At 74.8% G+C, this 15713-nt stretch carries 20 protein-coding genes; 4 read left to right on the forward strand and 16 right to left on the reverse strand.

All coding sequences use genetic code 11. From position 1 onward, the window contains the following. Positions 1-256: 256 nt before the first annotated feature. Positions 257-535 carry a hypothetical protein gene (locus tag J116_RS27260; protein WP_023590257.1) on the reverse strand — a complete coding sequence of 93 codons (279 nt, stop codon included), beginning with the start codon at positions 533-535 and terminating at the stop codon, positions 257-259. Positions 536-716: 181 nt separating this feature from the next. On the opposite strand from J116_RS27260, the gene J116_RS27265 reads away from it, so the two are divergent. After that, positions 717-1580, forward strand: a complete 864-nt coding sequence (locus tag J116_RS27265; RefSeq protein ID WP_023590258.1) for a lytic polysaccharide monooxygenase auxiliary activity family 9 protein — start codon at positions 717-719, stop codon at positions 1578-1580. Between the two features lie 137 nt (positions 1581-1717). On the opposite strand, the gene J116_RS27270 is transcribed toward J116_RS27265, so the two are convergent. The 4 genes from J116_RS27270 to J116_RS27285 all read right to left on the reverse strand — a co-directional run bounded on the left by J116_RS27270 (position 1718) and on the right by J116_RS27285 (position 9174). Then, the gene (locus J116_RS27270; protein ID WP_037948473.1) at positions 1718-4234 is read right to left on the reverse strand and encodes a SpoIIE family protein phosphatase; all 2517 of its coding nucleotides are present in this window, start codon (positions 4232-4234) and stop codon (positions 1718-1720) included. 114 nt (positions 4235-4348) lie between these two features. Then, complete coding sequence (locus tag J116_RS27275; RefSeq protein ID WP_023590260.1) at positions 4349-5152, reverse strand: VOC family protein; 804 nt, start codon at positions 5150-5152, stop codon at positions 4349-4351. A 157-nt stretch (positions 5153-5309) separates the two neighbouring features. Next, entirely contained in the window at positions 5310-7043 is a 1734-nt protein-coding gene (locus J116_RS27280) for an FAD-binding oxidoreductase (protein ID WP_023590261.1), read from the reverse strand. An 82-nt stretch (positions 7044-7125) separates the two neighbouring features. Beyond that, positions 7126-9174, reverse strand: a complete 2049-nt coding sequence (locus J116_RS27285; RefSeq protein WP_023590262.1) for an FUSC family protein — start codon at positions 9172-9174, stop codon at positions 7126-7128. A gap of 129 nt (positions 9175-9303) precedes the next feature. On the opposite strand from J116_RS27285, the gene J116_RS27290 reads away from it, so the two are divergent. Further along, the gene (locus J116_RS27290) at positions 9304-9516 is read left to right on the forward strand and encodes a hypothetical protein (protein WP_099048267.1); all 213 of its coding nucleotides are present in this window, start codon (positions 9304-9306) and stop codon (positions 9514-9516) included. A gap of 124 nt (positions 9517-9640) precedes the next feature. Further along, positions 9641-10348: a hypothetical protein gene (locus tag J116_RS27295; protein ID WP_139140513.1), complete on the forward strand. Its 708-nt coding sequence runs from the start codon at positions 9641-9643 to the stop codon at positions 10346-10348. 30 nt (positions 10349-10378) lie between these two features. Here the strand turns inward: J116_RS27295 and J116_RS27300 are convergent, their stop codons facing one another. The 9 genes from J116_RS27300 to J116_RS27340 form a co-directional block, all read right to left on the reverse strand. Continuing rightward, a complete protein-coding gene (locus tag J116_RS27300; RefSeq protein WP_028964595.1) occupies positions 10379-10633 on the reverse strand; it encodes a gas vesicle protein K in 255 nt (84 codons plus the stop codon). A 107-nt stretch (positions 10634-10740) separates the two neighbouring features. Further along, on the reverse strand, positions 10741-10926 hold the full coding sequence (locus J116_RS27305) for a gas vesicle protein (RefSeq protein ID WP_023590266.1): 186 nt from the start codon (positions 10924-10926) through the stop codon (positions 10741-10743). After that, a complete protein-coding gene (locus J116_RS27310; protein ID WP_023590267.1) occupies positions 10923-11747 on the reverse strand; it encodes a GvpL/GvpF family gas vesicle protein in 825 nt (274 codons plus the stop codon). The genes J116_RS27305 and J116_RS27310 overlap by 4 nt, the downstream gene beginning before the upstream one ends. After that, positions 11744-12058 (reverse strand): gas vesicle protein, encoded by a 315-nt coding sequence (locus J116_RS27315; RefSeq protein ID WP_023590268.1) that lies wholly within the window; start codon positions 12056-12058, stop codon positions 11744-11746. The genes J116_RS27310 and J116_RS27315 overlap by 4 nt, the downstream gene beginning before the upstream one ends. Further along, positions 12055-12291 (reverse strand): gas vesicle protein GvpG, encoded by a 237-nt coding sequence (locus J116_RS27320; protein WP_023590269.1) that lies wholly within the window; start codon positions 12289-12291, stop codon positions 12055-12057. The genes J116_RS27315 and J116_RS27320 overlap by 4 nt, the downstream gene beginning before the upstream one ends. Positions 12292-12293: 2 nt before the next feature. Continuing rightward, entirely contained in the window at positions 12294-13010 is a 717-nt protein-coding gene (locus tag J116_RS27325) for a GvpL/GvpF family gas vesicle protein (RefSeq protein WP_023590270.1), read from the reverse strand. Then, complete coding sequence (gvpJ, locus tag J116_RS27330; RefSeq protein ID WP_023590271.1) at positions 13007-13402, reverse strand: gas vesicle protein GvpJ; 396 nt, start codon at positions 13400-13402, stop codon at positions 13007-13009. The genes J116_RS27325 and gvpJ overlap by 4 nt, the downstream gene beginning before the upstream one ends. Before the next feature lie 79 nt (positions 13403-13481). Beyond that, entirely contained in the window at positions 13482-13784 is a 303-nt protein-coding gene (locus tag J116_RS27335) for a gas vesicle protein GvpO (protein WP_051203949.1), read from the reverse strand. Positions 13785-13842: 58 nt separating this feature from the next. Continuing rightward, on the reverse strand, positions 13843-14121 hold the full coding sequence (locus J116_RS27340) for a GlsB/YeaQ/YmgE family stress response membrane protein (RefSeq protein WP_023590273.1): 279 nt from the start codon (positions 14119-14121) through the stop codon (positions 13843-13845). Positions 14122-14371: 250 nt separating this feature from the next. Here J116_RS27340 and J116_RS27345 point away from each other — a divergent pair, with 250 nt between their 5' ends. Beyond that, complete coding sequence (locus tag J116_RS27345; RefSeq protein WP_023590274.1) at positions 14372-14629, forward strand: WhiB family transcriptional regulator; 258 nt, start codon at positions 14372-14374, stop codon at positions 14627-14629. A gap of 151 nt (positions 14630-14780) precedes the next feature. On the opposite strand, the gene J116_RS27350 is transcribed toward J116_RS27345, so the two are convergent. Both J116_RS27350 and J116_RS27355 read right to left on the reverse strand, forming a co-directional pair. Continuing rightward, positions 14781-15218: a hypothetical protein gene (locus J116_RS27350; protein WP_023590275.1), complete on the reverse strand. Its 438-nt coding sequence runs from the start codon at positions 15216-15218 to the stop codon at positions 14781-14783. Between the two features lie 76 nt (positions 15219-15294). Next, entirely contained in the window at positions 15295-15672 is a 378-nt protein-coding gene (locus J116_RS27355; RefSeq protein WP_023590276.1) for a VOC family protein, read from the reverse strand. Between the last annotated feature and the right edge of the window lie 41 nt (positions 15673-15713).

The raw sequence follows: 15713 nt of genomic DNA on the forward strand, positions 1-15713 counted from the left end.
AAGAGGGAAACCCCTGGCCCACCCCTACACCCCCCTCGCGCCCCCGCTCCCACCGGTGCCGGGGGGGGGGGGCCCGCCCGGCCGCCGCCCGCCCTTCCCGTGCGCCCCCCGCGGCCCTTCCGTGCCCCCCGGCACACCCTCGGCATCGGCTGAATCTGATCCCTCGCGCCGCCCCTCGGCCGGTGGCTTCCGGCGGAGGGGCCGGTGGGGGAGAGGGTGCGCGTACGGGGTGAGGCGGCGGGCGAGGGCGGGGCGGTCAGCCGCCCAGGGGGAGGCCGCCCGTCGGGAGGCCCCCGGCAGGGAGGCCGCCGAGCAGGCCACCGCCGACCGGGAGACCCGCCGGGTGGCCCTTGCCATGCCCCTTGTCCTGCTGCTGCGAGCCGAGCAGTCCGGTCGTGTTGAGGTTCGACACGACCGGCGCGCCGACGGACGCGGGCGGCGCCTCGGCGGCTGCCGCGGGGACGGCCGCGGCCATCCCCGCACCGGCGATGCCGGCGCAGACCGTGAGAAGGCGGGTGCCGGTACGGAAGGTCATGTGTCACTCCTGACGTGAGGCGGCGAAAGGGCTGCGTTCCAGCCGACCTGAGCAACGACGCGGCCCCCGCGGCGACACGGCGCGAAGTCGCGCACCGCCCCTTGAACTTGGTCTAGTCCAATGCCAAGCTGCTTGCGAGCCGCCCGACTTGAGTCCCCACCCCGAGGAAGGGACCCCCCACATGTCACTGCGCAAGACCACCCGCACAGCCGTGGCGGCCGCCGCCGCGGCACCCCTGCTGATCGTCCTGACCCCCACACAGGCGACGGCACACGGCACCATGTACGGACCGGTCAGCCGCGTCGCCGCCTGCTACGCGGAGGGCCCGGAGCACCCGGACACCCAGGTGTGCAAGGACCTCATCGCGACGAGCGGCACCCAGCCGCTCTACGACTGGAACGAGGTCAACATCGCCAACGCCAACGGGCAGCACCGCCAGCTGATCCCCGACGGCAAGCTCTGCTCCGCCAACCGCGAGAAGTACAAGGCGCTCGACTGGGCCCGCACCGACTGGGCGGCCACGCCCGTCTCCGCCGGTCCGCTGCACTTCAAGTACCGCGTCACGGCCCCGCACCCCGGCACGATGACCGTCTACATCACCAAGGAGGGCTACGACCCGAAGCAGCCGCTGAAGTGGTCCGACCTGGAGCAGACCCCGGTCGCCGTGGCGAGCGTCGCCAGGACGGCACCGACGGGCTGGTACGAGTTCGACGGCAACCTGCCGCAGCGGACCGGCCGGCACATGCTGTACAAGATCTGGCAGCGCAACGACAGCCCCGAGGCGTTCTACAGCTGCTCGGACGTCACGTTCTCCGCCTCCGCGGCGAGCGCCGCCTCCGCCCCGAAGGCGCCGACGGAGCAGCAGATCCAGGCGGGCCTGGCCAAGTCCACCGTCAGCCACCACGGCCACGGCGGTGACACGGCGGCCCAGGAGCGCAACGTGCTGCCGCAGACCCTGGCCGGCGTGGCCGCGGCGGGGCTCACGGCCGCGTGCTTCCTCACCAGCCGCCGTCGCGAGTCGTCGTCGTCCTCGTCGACGTCCTGACCGGCAGTCGCCGTACCGGCCCGGCGTGGAGCCCCGCAGGCACCGCGCCGGGCCACCGCGTGGCCGGGCCGCCCGGGTGACCGCCCCACTCATGTGCCGGACCACCGCGCGACCGGGCGACCGGGAAGCCCGCGCCCCTACCCCGCACCCCCGCCGACCGGCATCCGCAGGCCGAGGAGAGGCCCGTCCAGGGGCTGTTCCGTCCACACGGTCTTGCCGTCGCGGGAGTAGCGGGTGCCCCAGCGCTCCGTGAGCTGTGCGACCAGGAACAGGCCGCGCCCGCCCTCGTCGGTGCTGCGTGCCCGGCGCAGGTGCGGGGCCGTCGTACTGCCGTCGGACACCTCGCAGATCAGCGACGAGTCCCGGATCAGCCGCAGTTGGACCGGCCCGGAGGCGTACCGGTAGGCGTTGGTGACCAGTTCGCTGACGATCAGCTCCGTCGTGAACACCAGGTCGTCGAGGCCCCACTCCGCCAGCTGGTCCGCCGTCAGCCGCCGTGCACGCTGCGCCGCCGTCGGCTCGGCAGGCAGCTCCCACGTCGCCACCCGGTCGTCGGCGAGGACCCGCGTACGGGCGAGGAGCACCGCGACGTCGTCGGTCGGGTGCTCGGGCATGACCCTGCGCGTGACCTCCGCGCACAGGGCGTCCAGGTCCCGCTCCTGGCCGCTCAGCACCTCGTAGAGCAGCCCGAGGCCCTCGTCCACGTCGTGCCGCCCCGACTCGACGAGCCCGTCCGTGTACAGCGCGACCAGACTGCCCTCCGGCAGTTCGAACTCCGTGCTCTCGAAGGGCAGTCCGCCAAGGCCCAGCGGTGGCCCCTCCGGCAGCTCGGCGAGGACCGGCCGCCCGTCCGGCCTGACCACCACCGGCGGCGGGTGCCCGGCCCGCGCCAGCGAACAGCGCCGTGAGATCGGGTCGTACACCGCGTACAGGCAGGAGGCTCCCACGATCTGCTCACCGGTCACCGGGCCCGTCGCCTGCTGCTCCCCGGCGATCCGCCCCACCAGGTCGTCCAGCTGCGACAGCACCTCGTCCGGCTCCAGGTCGAGCCCGGCCAGCGTGTGCACCGCCGTCCGCAGCCGTCCCATCGTCGCCGCCGCGGGAACCCCGTGCCCGACCACGTCACCCACCACGAGCGCCACACGCGAACCGGACAGCGGGATCACGTCGAACCAGTCCCCGCCCACCTCCGTCGCGCCGCCCGCCGGGAGGTACCGGTGCGCGACCTCCACCGCCGGGTGGTCCGGAACGTCCGCCGGCAGCAGGCTCCGCTGCAGTGACAGCGCCGCCGTCCGCTGCTGCGTGTAGCGCCGGGCGTTGTCGATGGAGACGGCGGCCCGCGAGGCGAACTCCGCCGCCAGCGTCAGGTCGTCCTCCTCGAACGGCTCCGGCCGGTACGCCCGCCACAGGCTCACCACACCCAGCACGGCCCCGCGCGCGCCGAGCGGCACCACCATCAGCGAGTGCGCGTCCGCCTCCGGCGTCCCGCCCGCCTCCTCCATCGGCCCGTCCGTCTCCGGCGTCCCGCCCGCCCCCGGCCCCGGACCCGCCCCCGCGCCCCGCCCCCGCGCGGCGGCCATGTCCGTCTCCAGCACGGGCCGCCGCTCCCGAAGACACCGCGCCTGCGGCGGGTCCGGCGGGAACACGACCTCCCCGTCGGGGCGGCGCGCGGAGGGCGGCGGCTCTTGGGTGACGCAGCTCAGCGCCGCCCGGTACAGCCGCCCCGAGGCGTCCGGCGAGGGCTCCCCGCCCAGGACGACCGGCTCCAGGAGGTCCACGGCCACGCAGTCCGCGAGACCCGGCACCGCCACCCGCGCCAGCTCCTCGGCCGTACGGGTGACGTCGAGGGTGGTGCCGATCCGCTCGGACGCGTCGTTCAGCAGGGCGAGCCGCCGCCGCGCCCGTTCCCGGTCGGTGACGTCCTCCACGATCTGGGTGACACCCAGCACCGCCCCGGCCGGGTCCTGCATCCGGAACGCCGACACGGCCACGATCCGCTCCCGGCCCGGCGGGTCGGTCCGCAGCCGGGCCTGCTGCTCGGTGAAGATCAGCGGCCGGCCGGTCTCCACGACGCCCCGCAGCGCCCGCTCGGCGGTCCGCGCGTCCGCCGCGACGAGGAACTCGTCCATGCGGGCCCCGCGCAGCGCGTCGGCCGGCGCGTCCGCGAACTGGGCGATGGCCCGGTTGACCCGCAGGATGTCCAGGTCAGGGCCGTGCACTGCGACCCCGATGGGGCACCGGCGGAAGATCCCGTCGAGCAGGGACCGGTCGGTCTCCCACTGGATCACCTCGTCGGCGGGCGCGCCCACCAGGAACCACTCGTCCTCGCGCCGGGCCCGTACGACCAGACGCGAGCGGAACCCCATCCACAGCGTCCGCCCGTCCGCGCGGCGCACCGGCAGCACCCCGAACCAGCCGCCCGCCCCGGTGCACACCATGACCGCCTCGACGGCGGCCTCCCGGTCCTCCGGGGCGATCAGCACTTCCAGCGCGCGGCGGCCGATGACGTCCTCGGGACGGTAGCCGAGCAGGTTCTCGGCCAGCGCGCTCCAGCCGACGACCGTGCCCCGCGCGTCGAGGACGGCCGTCGCCGCCCGGTGCACGGAGAAGGGGTCTTCCGGGCTCTCGGTGAACGTTCGCAGCGGCGTGTCCATCGCCATCACCCTCGTACGGGAGGACGGCCCCGGCAAGCGCTGCCGGGGCCCCGGAGCCCGGCCGATCCGGGTCCCCGGCGCGGGCCGGACCGTCGCATCGGCCCGGCCCGCGTCTCAGCCCTGCGGGCCCGGCTCGGGGGTGAGGACCACGAAGTCCGCGCCGGCCGGGTCCACGCACACCGCCAGTCGGCCCACGCCCTCCGCGTCCTCGGGCCCCATCATGACCCGGCCGCCGCCCGCCATCACCTTGTCCACCGTGGCGTCGCAGTCCGCCGTCGCGAACACCGGGTGCCAGTACGGCTTGCCGCCCGTCAGCGCCAGGTGCTCGGCGGGCAGTTGCATCATGCCGCCGTGCATCCGCTCGTCCGCCTGGCCCGACGGGGTGATCAGCGTGTACGTGCCGCCGCCGCCCGGCAGGTCCATGTCCTGCGTCCGCCAGCCGAACAGGTTCCCGTAGAACTCCTTCGCACCGGCCATGTCCGTCGTGTACAGCTCCGTCCACGACAGCGTGCCGGTCTGGTCCACCGCGTCGACGCCCTTGGTGCCGCCCGGCTGCCACACGGCGAACTGTCCGCCCTGCGGGTCGGTGTACTGCGCCATCCGGCCCTCGCCGCCCGCGTCCATCGGGGGGACCCGCACCGTGCCGCCCGACTGCCGCACGGTCTCGGTGGCGGCGTCGGCGTCCGGGACGGAGAAGTAGATCATCCACGCCGAGCGCGCCCCCTCCTCCGTGAGCCTCCCGAGCCCGGCGACGGTCTTCCCGCCCAGCTGGAAGGCCCCGTAGTCGTCGGAGTCGGGGCTCATCGGACGGAACTCCCAGCCGAAGACGGAACGGTAGAACTCGGTGGCGGCCTTGGTGTCGGGCGCGCCGAGGTCCAGCCAGCACGGGGAGCCGGGGACGAAGTCGGTGGTGATCACGGGCATTCCTTCGGTCGCGGGAGCGGGCCCGGGGCGGCTGCGGGACCGGGCGGGGCGGGGGCCCCACGGCCAGCGTGGCACCCCCGCCCCGCACCCGCGCGCCCGTGACGGTCGAACCGGTGACGCGCCGCCTCCCGGACGGGCCGTCGGCGGGCCGTCAGAAGGAGTGCGGGTGGCGGAACAGCCGCTCCGGGTCGTACGCCGCCTTCACCTTCGCCAGCCGCGTGACGTTCGCCCCGTAGTAGGCCCGCCGCCAGTCCCGCAGCGCCGGGTCCGTGTAGTTCTGGTACGCCTGGCCGCTCGCCCAGGGCCGCATCGCGTCGTACGTGCCGTCGAGCCACGCCCGGTGCCGGGCCACCGTGCCGGACGGGACCCGGTCCGGCCAGGAGACGATGTACTGCGCCAGGAACAGCGCGTTCCGGTGGACGAACGCCGTGTCGCCCGACCGCACCCGGTTGACCGCGCCGCCCATGGCGTCCAGCGCCACACTGCCCGCGCCGCCCCCGGTCAGCCGCGCCAGCCGCTCCACCCGCGCGATCAGCGCCCGCACCCCGTCGGCGGGGACGGGCCGCGTGTAGAAGTCGGAGCGGGCCGCGTACGACTCGCGCGCCACCCGCCCGCGCGGGTTCCGGCCCGGCAGCGTGCCCTTCTGGTGCGCCTCGGGAACCGTCCAGCCGGACACCCCGCCCATCACCTTCATCGCGTCCATGAACGCGCGGGTGCGCACCGACGCCGACCGGGGCGCCGCGCCGATCCGGTCGGCGAGCCGGTCGATCCGGTTCTCCAGGTCGGCCCGGTCCGTCAGGGCCAGGCCGCCGACCCGCACCACACCGGGACGGCCGCCCACCGGCGCCGACAGGTGCAGATTGGCCCAGATGCCGTCCGGCGCGGTGGGCGCCCAGCGCTGCCACTCCCGCACCACGGCCGCCGCCCGCGCCCACGGCCAGCTGAGGAAGAACGTCGTGCAGGCGGGCGCCGGGTGGGTCCGCATCCGCAGCTCGGTCACCACCCCGAACTGGGCGTTGCCCCCGCCGCGCAGCGCCCAGAACAGGTCCGGGTCGCGGCGCGCGTCCACGTCGCGTATCCGCCCGTCGGCGGTGACGATCCGCGCCCCCGTCAGGCTGTCGCTGGTCAGCCCGTACGCCCGGCTGACCACGCCGATGCCGCCCCCCAGCGCGAGACCCGCCACCCCGACCGTGGGGCAGGACCCGGCCGGCACGGTACGGCGGCGGGCCGTCAGCCGGTCGTACACGTCGACGAGTTTCGCCCCGGCGCCGATCTGCGCGGTCCCGCCGGGGGACATCGACACGGAGGCCATCGGCTGCACGTCCACCACGAGCCCCGGGCCCGACGACCATCCGGCGTACGAGTGGCCGCCGCTGCGCACCGACACGGGGACGCCGTGGCGGCGGGCGAACTCCAGGCAGGTGCGGACGTCCTCGGGGCGCGCGCAGTAGGCGACACCGGAGGGCCGCAGCCCGTCGAAGCGCGGGTTGAACAGGGTGCGCGCCGCGTCGTAGTCGCGCTCGCCGGGCCGTACCAGCCGCCCGTCGAGGCCGCGCGCCAGCGCCGCCCAGTCCCCGGCGCGCGGCGCGCCCTTCGGCGCCGAAGGCTTGGCGGCGGCGGGCTTCGGCGGGATGCCGTGCGGGGTGCCCTTCGGCGGGCTACCGGCCGCGCCCGTCACGAACGCCCCCGTCACCGCCGCCACGCCCGCCCCCAGCAGCCGCCGCCGCGACGCGGCGCCGCCGTCCGCCCGTACGCAACCGGTCGCCGCCGGTCCCGGGCGGTCCGCCGGTCCTGGGGCACCGGCCGGTGCGCCGCTCCCCGCCGCCCCCGTTGCCGCCGTCGACCCCGTGCCCGCCGTCGTCCCGTACGTCCGCGTCCGTTCCATCGTCCGTTCCCCACCGCTCCGTAGCTCCGCCTGCGGTGGGGAGGATGAGCGGAACGGGCCCGGGGTTCCGGCCGGGCGGCGGCTACTCGTCGGCCAGCGCCTCCGCCAGCTCCTCCAGGGCCTCCACCATCTGCCGCGCCCCCGCCCGTACGACCGGATCGGCCGACGCCTCCGCCGCGTCCAGCGCCGCCCGCACGTCGTCCCACCGGGGCACGCGCCGCTCCCGCACATCCGCCGCGCCCCGCTCCGCCGCCCCGCGCAGCGCCCGGGCCAGCGCCGCCGCGCCCGGCGAAGGGGCGGCCGAACGGTCCGGCAGATGGGCCTCCAGCACCATCGCGGCCCGCGCGAACCGGCCGACCGCCGCCCCCGCCGCGTCGGTCGCCGCCCGCGACAGACCCCGGTGCCGCACCGGCTCGTGCGCCGCCCGGTCCACCGCGTCCCGCCACGCCGTACGGGCGGCCCGCGCGTCCAGCAGCGCCTGCCTCACCGCGCCCGTCAGGGGCCGGTCCGGCCGGGCGTACCGCTCCAGCACCTCGTCGGCGTACCGGGCGGCGGCCGCCAGCCAGTCGGCGAGCCGGGTACGCAGCCGGGGCGTCTCCCACGCCGGGTACAGGGCGTACGACAGCATCGCGAGGACCCCGCCCAGCAGCGTCAGCACCACCCGCTCCGGGACGGTCTGCGTCCACTGCTCGCCCGCCATGCCCAGCAGGAACACGACGTACGCCGAGAGGAACACCTGCACGGGCGTCTGCCCGGTCCGCAGCAGCAGGTACGTCGCGAACGCCGCGCCGATCGCCAGCGCCGCCGACGTGTACGCGCCCGGGTCCGCCAGCCGCAGCACGCCCGTCGCCAGCGCCACCCCGACCAGCGTCCCGGCGAACCGCGCCACCGAACGGGCGTACGTCTGGCCGAAGTCGGGCCGCATCGACATGACGGCGGCGAGCGGCGCCCAGTACCCGTGCCCGAACGGCAGCACGGTGCCCAGCAGGTACCCGGCCGTGGCGACCGCCGACACCCGCACGGCGTGCCGCAGGTACGGCGAGTCGGGGCGCCGCGCCTCGGCCCTGATGTCCCGTACGGCGCCGGGCACCAGGCTCAGCAGGTGCGGCTGCGCCCGCAGGTCCTCCGGGCCCGGCCGCCTCCCGGTGGGCGTCGCCGTCTCCATCACGTCCTTCAGGAGGGCGGCGAGCCGGGCGGCGGCCCGCCGGGCGGGCGCCGTCTCCAGCACGTCGGGCGTGTCCGGGGTGCGCAGCGCGGCGAGGGCGGCGGGCGGTACGTCGAGCCGGTCGCCGCGCCGTACCGCGCGGGCCGCCTCGTCCAGTACCGCCCCGGCCGCCTCCAGCAGCTCCCGCACCCGGTCGCGGGCGGGGCCCTCCCGTGGCACGCCCACCGCGGGGTCGGCCAGCGAGGCCAGGACGGGGCGGATGCGCTCGGCCAGCCCGCGCGTGCCGTGCAGCTCGCCGGGGCGGCGGCGGGCCTGCCGGGGTGTGACGGCGGCGGCACTGCGGGCCGTCATCAGCGGGACCGGGTCGAACGGGGCGTACGGGTCCTGCCGCAGCCGCCGCGCGTAGTCGGCCACGGCGGCCAGGGCGTCGGCGAGCGCGTCCCGCTGCGGCCCCCAGCGGCGTACCGGGAAGAGCACGATGAGTACGGCCTGCACCACCCCGCCCGCCGCGATCACCGCCGCGTGCACGGCCGCGTCCGCGACCGACGTCGGGAGGGTGACGGTGACCAGCATGATCGCCACATTGGACGAGGCGATCAGTCCCACGGCCGGTCCGGCCGTCCACGCCAGGCCGGACAGGAACGTCCACACCGCGAGCAGCGCCAGGAATCCCGCGAGGTGGCCGCCGCACACATAGCCGAGGAACGTGGACACGGCGAGGGTCAGCCCGGAGACGAGCGCCAGCGTCGGGCGCGGCCGCCAGGTGCGCTGCAGCGTGGCCATCGCCGCCTGGAACGCGCCGAACGCCGAGCTGGCCGCCATCGCCGGGCCGCCCACGACGGCGCTCACCAGCACCACCAGCGCCAGCCCGGCGGCGGCGCGCAGGGCGACGAGCGGCTCCAGCCGTCGCCGTTCGACCGTGAGACCCGTGCGGGCGGTCTCCTTCAGGGCGCGCAGCCAGGTCATGGCGCCGAGAGTAGGCCGTCCCCGCGCCCCGGCCCGTTCGTCGCGCAGGGGTGTGTCGTGCGGCGGCGGGCGGTACACGCGCCGGTCGGCGGGTACCCGGACCCGCACCGCACCGACCTGGGAGGCAGCATGAAGGACCAGCCGTCACGCGACCGGGCCCGCGAGCGGGCCACCGAGGCGCCCGGCGCCGGTTCGGGCGCCGAGGACACCGCGCACCGCCGTGATGTTCCCGGCACGGCGAGCACCGCCGAGGGCTACCGGCCCGACGAGGGCACGGCGGCCGGTGAGCAGCTCGCCGGGGTCGAGAAGGACCCGGAGAGCGAGGAGGACCGCGAGACCTGATCTTTCGCCCTTCGCGTGGAGAACGCGGAGAACCGGCGCGGAAAGCGCGGAAACCCTCGCACGGGTGCAACCTTTCGCGGTCCGGGGCGGTCGAACCCCGTGACCGACGAAGGGGAACTGAGGCATGACCGCTGTCCGACGCCGACCCGCCATGCTCGCAGCGGGCACGGCCGCGCTCGCCGTGTTCGCCGGCTGTACCCATGTGGCGCTGTCGGAGCGGGCCGAGCCCGTCGGCACCCGCGGGTACCGCCTGGCACCGCCGAAGTCGGTGGGCCCGTTCAAGGCGGAGTACCTCTACGGGGACACGTACGTCGGCGTCGTGGACTGCGCGGGCGCACCCTCCGACGCGGACTGCTACATAGGGGCGACCGAGGTGGGAGGCATCGGCATCGCACCGCGCGACGCGAACCGGATCATCGCCGGGGCGACCGGCACGGGCGCCAACTACTGGGGGCGCGAGCCCAGGATGAAGGGCCGCTACTTCTTCTTCCGGGGACTCCAGGGGAACGTACCCCACCCCGAGAAGGCGCTGCGCGCCATGCTCCGGTCGATCCACCGGAAGGAACAGGAACCGTTCCGCGACACGGGCGTGAAATGGGACGGCCCGGCCCGGCCCGTTTCCTTCCCCGGGTACGAGGGCGCGGTCATGTGGTGCCGCGAGGGCGGGGAGCTGTCCAAGGCCGTGGACAGCGGCACGGTCACCAGGGACCCGGTGGCCCGCTGCGTCTGGGCCGACCACAGCACCGTCGTCGCGACCGAGTCCGACAGTTCCGTGACCGAGCTGGTCGAGCTGACGAGAGAACTCCACCGCACGGCACGCGTCAGGAAGTGAACGCCTGCGGGAACCCCGACGGCCGGTCCGTCACAGCAGGGGCCCGAGGGGCCCCAGGTCGATGTTCAGGTCCTCCGGCTCCAGCCCGAACCGGGTCCGCAGGGTCTCCATGCGGTCCTCCAGCAGCATCAGCGTCATGCCGATCCGCTCCTCCTGGTCCTCGGTCAGCTCCCCGCCCTCCACACGGCGCAGGGCCTGCCGTTCCATCAGCTGCCGCAGCAGCTCGATCACGGTGAGGACGAGCCGGGCGAGGTCCCGTTCGACGGTGTCCGGGTCCAGCTCCACCCGGCGGCGCGGCTCGCCCTCCGCCCGGGGGACGGGACCGGGGGCAGGACCGGGGGCAGGACCGGGGACAGGGCCGGGGCCTGGGTCCACGTGGCGTCGCGGCTCGCTCATACCGGCTGCTCCCACGGCACCGGCACCTCGTCGTTGACCGCGCTGATCAGGGCCTTCAGATCGACCCGTACGAGATCCACGTCCGCGATGCTCAGCGTCAGGTCGCCGGTGAGGACGACCCCGCCCGCGAGCAGCCGGTCCAGCAGGTCCACGAGGGCGACCCGGCGGTGCTCCACGCTCATACCGCGCCCTCTTCCCGCAGCTCCCCGTCCCGCCCGGACTCCTCCTCGGCGATCCCGGCGAACGAGTACGCCGCCCACGGCCCGGTCAGCTCGACGCGCACGCCGTCCACCTGCGCCATGTCGCCGGTCAGCGCCACGAACCCCTCGGCGCGCTCGCGGGGGACGAGGTAGGCGGCGTTCAGGACGTTCGCCCCGCCCGTGTCCCCGGCCAGCCGGGGGTTCTGCGGCGGGTGCAGGACCGTCGCCTCGGCGTACGCGGACAGCCGCTCGTGCAGCGTCCGGCCCGCCTCCTCGGCGCGGCGCCGCCCTTCCTCGCGCCCGTCGCGTTCCCGGAGCCTGCGGCGCAGGTAGTCGCGTCCGCCGACCGCGCCGGACGGCGCCTCCGGGGGAGTGGGCCGGCGCCCGGGGGCCGCCTGCTCCGCGTACACCTTCACGCCCCACTCGACCCGCCCGTCGATCCGCTCAAGGGCCCGTACGAACCGGTCGTGCCCCTCTTCCAGGAGGCGCCGCACACCGCTGTCGTCACGGCACACCGTGGCGAGCCGCAGCGGCAGCGGCGATGTGACGGCGGTGAGCGACGCCAGCACGGCGTCGTGGCCGCGCGCGGTGGCGGCCAGCCAGTCCAGGTCCTCCAGCCGGGCGCGCAGCGGCCCCTCGTCGAACTCCTCGGCGGGGACCGCGTCCACCACGGCGACCAGGTCGCCGTGGTGGAGCAGCCGGGGCGGTTCCCCGGTGATCCCGGCCGCGCCCTCCGGGAGGACGCCGTCGAAGGGCCGGCACACGGCGTACACGTACCGCAGGGGAGGGGTGGGGGTGGTCATGCCGTACGCTCCTCCAGTTCGGCGAGGCGGCGCCGCAGCTCCTCGTTCTCACTCGCCAGCGAGTCGCGGCGGGCGTGCGAGGAGAGCGCCGGGTCGTGGCGCCACCAGTCGATGCCCATCTCCTCGGCGCGCTCCACCGAGGCGACGACGAGCCGCAGTTTGATGGTGAGCAGCTCGATGTCGAGCAGGTTGATGCGGATGTCGCCCGCGATGACGACGCCCTTGTCGAGGACGCGTTCGAGGATGTCCGCGAGGTTCGCGCCCCCGCCGCCGGACGCGTACGGGGCGGGTGTGCGGCCGGGGGTCGTCATGGGCGGTCGCTCCCTTTCTCCAGTCGGTCGAGGAGCTCGTCCTCCAGTCGGTCGAACGTCTCCTCGTCTATCTCGCCCGCCTCCAGCCGCTCCGTGAGGCGGGCGAGTTCACGGCGGACGGCGGCCGGGTCGTAGTACTGCCGCTCCGCCTCCTCAGCCACCTGTCGCAGCACCCACGCGGTGCCGCGCAGGGGCGCGGCGGGCAGCAGGAGCAGCTCTCCCAGCAGGCCCACGGCTACTCCACGAAGCTGTACGGCGGGAGCGGCCCGTTCACCTGGAGCACCAGGTGGCCGTGCTCCTCCGCCAGCGCGTCCACCGCGGCCGTGAAGTCGTCGGCCCGGTCCCGCTCGACGAGGAACGACAGGTTCGCCAGCCGCCCGCTGCCTTCCGGACCGGGCCGGCACTCCACCGCCGCCTTCTCCAGCGCCTCCTGCACCAGGACCGCGTCCCGCGCCTCCCGGTGCTTGACGGCCGCGGCGACCCGCTCGCCCAGCGCCAGCTTCTGCTCGTACGTGCCGCCGCCGACCGCCCGCTGGTCCTGGCTCAGCGCCCGCAGATCCGGGTTGTCGATGAGCACCTGGTGCAGCACGGCCTCCTCGTCGTGGAGGGCCTTCACGTTGTACTCGGCCTTGCCCTCGAGGCTGTCGAGACGCTCCAGGTAATGGGCCTCGCGCTCCCGCAGGACCGCCCGCACCGCGTCGTCGTCGGGGGAGACCCCGCCGAACCGCAGGGGCAGCACCGTGCCGCCCTCGCCCGCCGCGGCCAGCACGTTCTGGTGGGCGAGCAGGTCGCGCCGCTTGGGCCGCAGTTCCTCGGGCGCGTCGCTGACGAGCGCCGCGAGCTTCCCCTCGGTGAGGACCCGCACGGCGCCGGGCGGGTCGCCCACCCCGTCCGTCTTCTCCGGGAGCGCCGGGTGGGAGCCACGGGTGATGCCGTAGACGTAGGTGCTCACTTCTCCTGCTCCTCCTCTTCCTTCTTCTGCTGCCGCGACGACGAGCGGCCGAGCGTCTCGGACACCGTCTGCGCCGCGCCCTGGAGGGCGCCCTTGGTCTTGCCGCGCGCCCCGGACTCGCTCACGCCGTCCACGACGTCGGTGAGCTGGGCGGGGGCCTTGCGGCCGGATTCCAGGTCGAGGCGGTTGCAGGCCTCGGCGAAGCGCAGATACGTGTCCACGCTGGCGACGACGACCCGGACGTCGACCTTGAGGATCTCGATGCCGACGAGCGACACGCGGACGAACGCGTCGATGACGAGCCCGCGGTCGAGGACGAGTTCGAGGACGTCGTACAGGCCACTGGTGCCGCCGGAGCCTCCCGAAACCGTGCGGGTGGTCTCAACGGTCATGATCTACCGCCTTTCTGACGAATGGTCAGGGGTCGGATCGGTCGTTCTCGGTTCTCGGGTTCTCGGGTTCCCGGCCGGGTCAGCGGGCCCGGTCGTCGGCGCGGCCACGCTCGTAGCGGCGCACCCGCCGGTACCCGGTGAGCGAGCCCTCCTGGTCGAGCTCCACCTCGTACGAGGCGAGAAGGCTCGTCGTGTCCGGGATACGGGCCAGCTCGACGACCTCGACGGTCAACCGCCAGCCGCCGTCCAGGCGTTGGAACGAGGACACCGACTCGGGCTCCCGCCCGGTGAGTTGGGCGAGCTGCTCGCACGCGAGCCGCAGGGTTTCGGTTGGGTTGGCCATGACCGCCTCCGGGTTGCCTTGCTCGTGGTGCGCAAACATGGGGACCACGCAGCGGCGGCGGCATCCCTGTCGGGGGGAGCCGCCGCCGCTGGGTGCGTCAGGCGTGTCGGCGCGGTCGGTCGGCGCCGGTGAACAGCCGGTACAGGGCCAGGAGGATCACCGAGCCGACGATGGCGGCGATCCAGGTGGAGAGGTCGAAGAACCCGTCGATGGAATCGACCCCGAAGATGACCTTGCCCAGCCAGCCACCCAGGAGGCCACCGGCTATACCGATGAGCATCGTGATGATGATGCCGCCGGGATCGCGACCCGGCATCAGGGCCTTGGCGATCATGCCGGCGAGCAGGCCGATGAGAATCCACGCGATGATGCCCATGAGGGCCTCCTACCGTCGTTTGCTGACAATTGCCTCGTAACCACCGCCTTTACCGATCCGGCGATTCCAAACCCTTGGCCAGAGGGCCGACCTCTTACCGCACAACTGGCTGGCATGTGCCTCTTTGGGCACTTTCGTCATGCGGAGCGCCCGGGACCGTTTCAATGCGGTGGTGACGGTCAGGCGCATCCGGTACGCGGTTGTGCGTACCGGAAGGCCGTGTACCCAGCGACGAGCGAAGGAGACTTCCGTGGAGAACTGGCGACAGTCGGCCGCGTGCCGAGACGAGGACCCGGACCTGTTCTTCCCCGTGGGCAGCAGCGGACCGGCCGTGATGCAGGCGGAGGAGGCCAAACGGATCTGCGCGGGCTGCCCGGTGCGCGAACAGTGCCTCCAGTGGGCACTGGAGGCCGGGCAGGACTTCGGCGTGTGGGGCGGCACCAGCGAGGACGAGCGACGCGCGCTGCGCCGCCGCGCGGCCCGCGCCGCCCGCCGTCCGGCAGGCTGACCGGCACCGGCGCCCGGCATTCGTCGCCCTGCGGCGGCGCGTCCGGGGCGCGGCACCGGCTGCGGTCCGGCGCAGCGAGGGGCGTGATACCCGCGCCCCGGCGGCGCGCGGCCCCGCGCGGCAGCTCGGCAGCGCGGGCGGGCCGTACCGGTCAGGCCGCGGCGAGGGGCAGCGCGGCCGCGACCGCGTCACGCTCCTTGCGGCACATCAGCGGGAAGATGATCCGCAGCCCCTGGTCGCTGCCCGGTGAGGACACGACGAACGACGAGTTCAGGACACGCTCCTTGATCTCGGACCGTACGAGACCGGCGCGGGGAGTCGTCAGCACCAGCCCCTTGGGCTTGGCGAACATCGGGTCCGCCTCGAAGATGAACAGGCGATGGCCGGTCATCCCCAGGTACATGGGGACGCGGGCCGGGACCACCGCCATGGCCCCGCCGCTCATCAGCGCCGACGCCGCCGCGAACACCGCCGTGCGGCGTACGGAGACGGGGTTCAGGTTCACGATGGCCGTGACCTCGACCCGCTCGCCGGCCTCGAGCAGGGGGTCGATCGCGGCCAGCAGCAGCCGACGGCGCTTTGCGTTCACGGGGTGGTACTCCTCGACAGATGGGGCCAGGGGTGGCCGGAATGCGTCGGCACACCCTGCCACAACCGTCGCGAGGTCAGTGCGGCCGACTGATGCAGAACGGCTGGCCCGACGGGTCGAGCAGCACCGTCCACCGGTCCCCGCCGGGCTGGAAGTCCGGCTTCGTCGCGCCCAGCCCGAGCAGCCGCTCCACCGTGGCCGGGATGTCGTCGAAGACCAGGTCGAGGTGGAACGGCAGCTCCTCCCGGGGCCAGTCGGGCCTCCGGAACGACCTGGCGGTCACGAAGAAGCACGTCATCGCCCCCGCCCGTACGGGGACCGCCACCGGCTCCCCGCTCTCGTCGGCGTACCCCTCACCGACCTCGCAGCCCAGCGCCGCCGCGTAGAACGCGGCCAGCTCCTTGGCGTCCGGCGCCCAGATGGCGGGCCCGCCGATCCTTCCGAGAAGCCCCACGACATACCTCCTGATCACGAACCGACCGAACCGCGCGGCAC

Source organism: Streptomyces thermolilacinus SPC6 (assembly GCF_000478605.2).
Classification (GTDB): Bacteria; Actinomycetota; Actinomycetes; order Streptomycetales; family Streptomycetaceae; genus Streptomyces; species Streptomyces thermolilacinus.

What these genes read in the sequence shown, in the direction of transcription:
- J116_RS27315 (WP_023590268.1), bottom strand. Translation starts at nt 12,058, where the DNA reads ATGACGACCCCCGGCCGCACACCCGCCCCGTACGCGTCCGGCGGCGGG.
- J116_RS27290 (WP_099048267.1), top strand. Translation starts at nt 9,304, where the DNA reads ATGAAGGACCAGCCGTCACGCGACCGGGCCCGCGAGCGGGCCACCGAG.
- J116_RS27260 (WP_023590257.1), bottom strand. Translation starts at nt 535, where the DNA reads ATGACCTTCCGTACCGGCACCCGCCTTCTCACGGTCTGCGCCGGCATC.
- J116_RS27335 (WP_051203949.1), bottom strand. Translation starts at nt 13,784, where the DNA reads ATGTTTGCGCACCACGAGCAAGGCAACCCGGAGGCGGTCATGGCCAAC.
- J116_RS27265 (WP_023590258.1), top strand. Translation starts at nt 717, where the DNA reads ATGTCACTGCGCAAGACCACCCGCACAGCCGTGGCGGCCGCCGCCGCG.
- J116_RS27340 (WP_023590273.1), bottom strand. Translation starts at nt 14,121, where the DNA reads ATGGGCATCATCGCGTGGATTCTCATCGGCCTGCTCGCCGGCATGATC.
- J116_RS27270 (WP_037948473.1), bottom strand. Translation starts at nt 4,234, where the DNA reads ATGGACACGCCGCTGCGAACGTTCACCGAGAGCCCGGAAGACCCCTTC.
- J116_RS27285 (WP_023590262.1), bottom strand. Translation starts at nt 9,174, where the DNA reads ATGACCTGGCTGCGCGCCCTGAAGGAGACCGCCCGCACGGGTCTCACG.
- J116_RS27305 (WP_023590266.1), bottom strand. Translation starts at nt 10,926, where the DNA reads ATGAGCGTGGAGCACCGCCGGGTCGCCCTCGTGGACCTGCTGGACCGG.
- J116_RS27280 (WP_023590261.1), bottom strand. Translation starts at nt 7,043, where the DNA reads ATGGAACGGACGCGGACGTACGGGACGACGGCGGGCACGGGGTCGACG.
- gvpJ (WP_023590271.1), bottom strand. Translation starts at nt 13,402, where the DNA reads ATGACCGTTGAGACCACCCGCACGGTTTCGGGAGGCTCCGGCGGCACC.
- J116_RS27310 (WP_023590267.1), bottom strand. Translation starts at nt 11,747, where the DNA reads ATGACCACCCCCACCCCTCCCCTGCGGTACGTGTACGCCGTGTGCCGG.
- J116_RS27295 (WP_139140513.1), top strand. Translation starts at nt 9,641, where the DNA reads ATGACCGCTGTCCGACGCCGACCCGCCATGCTCGCAGCGGGCACGGCC.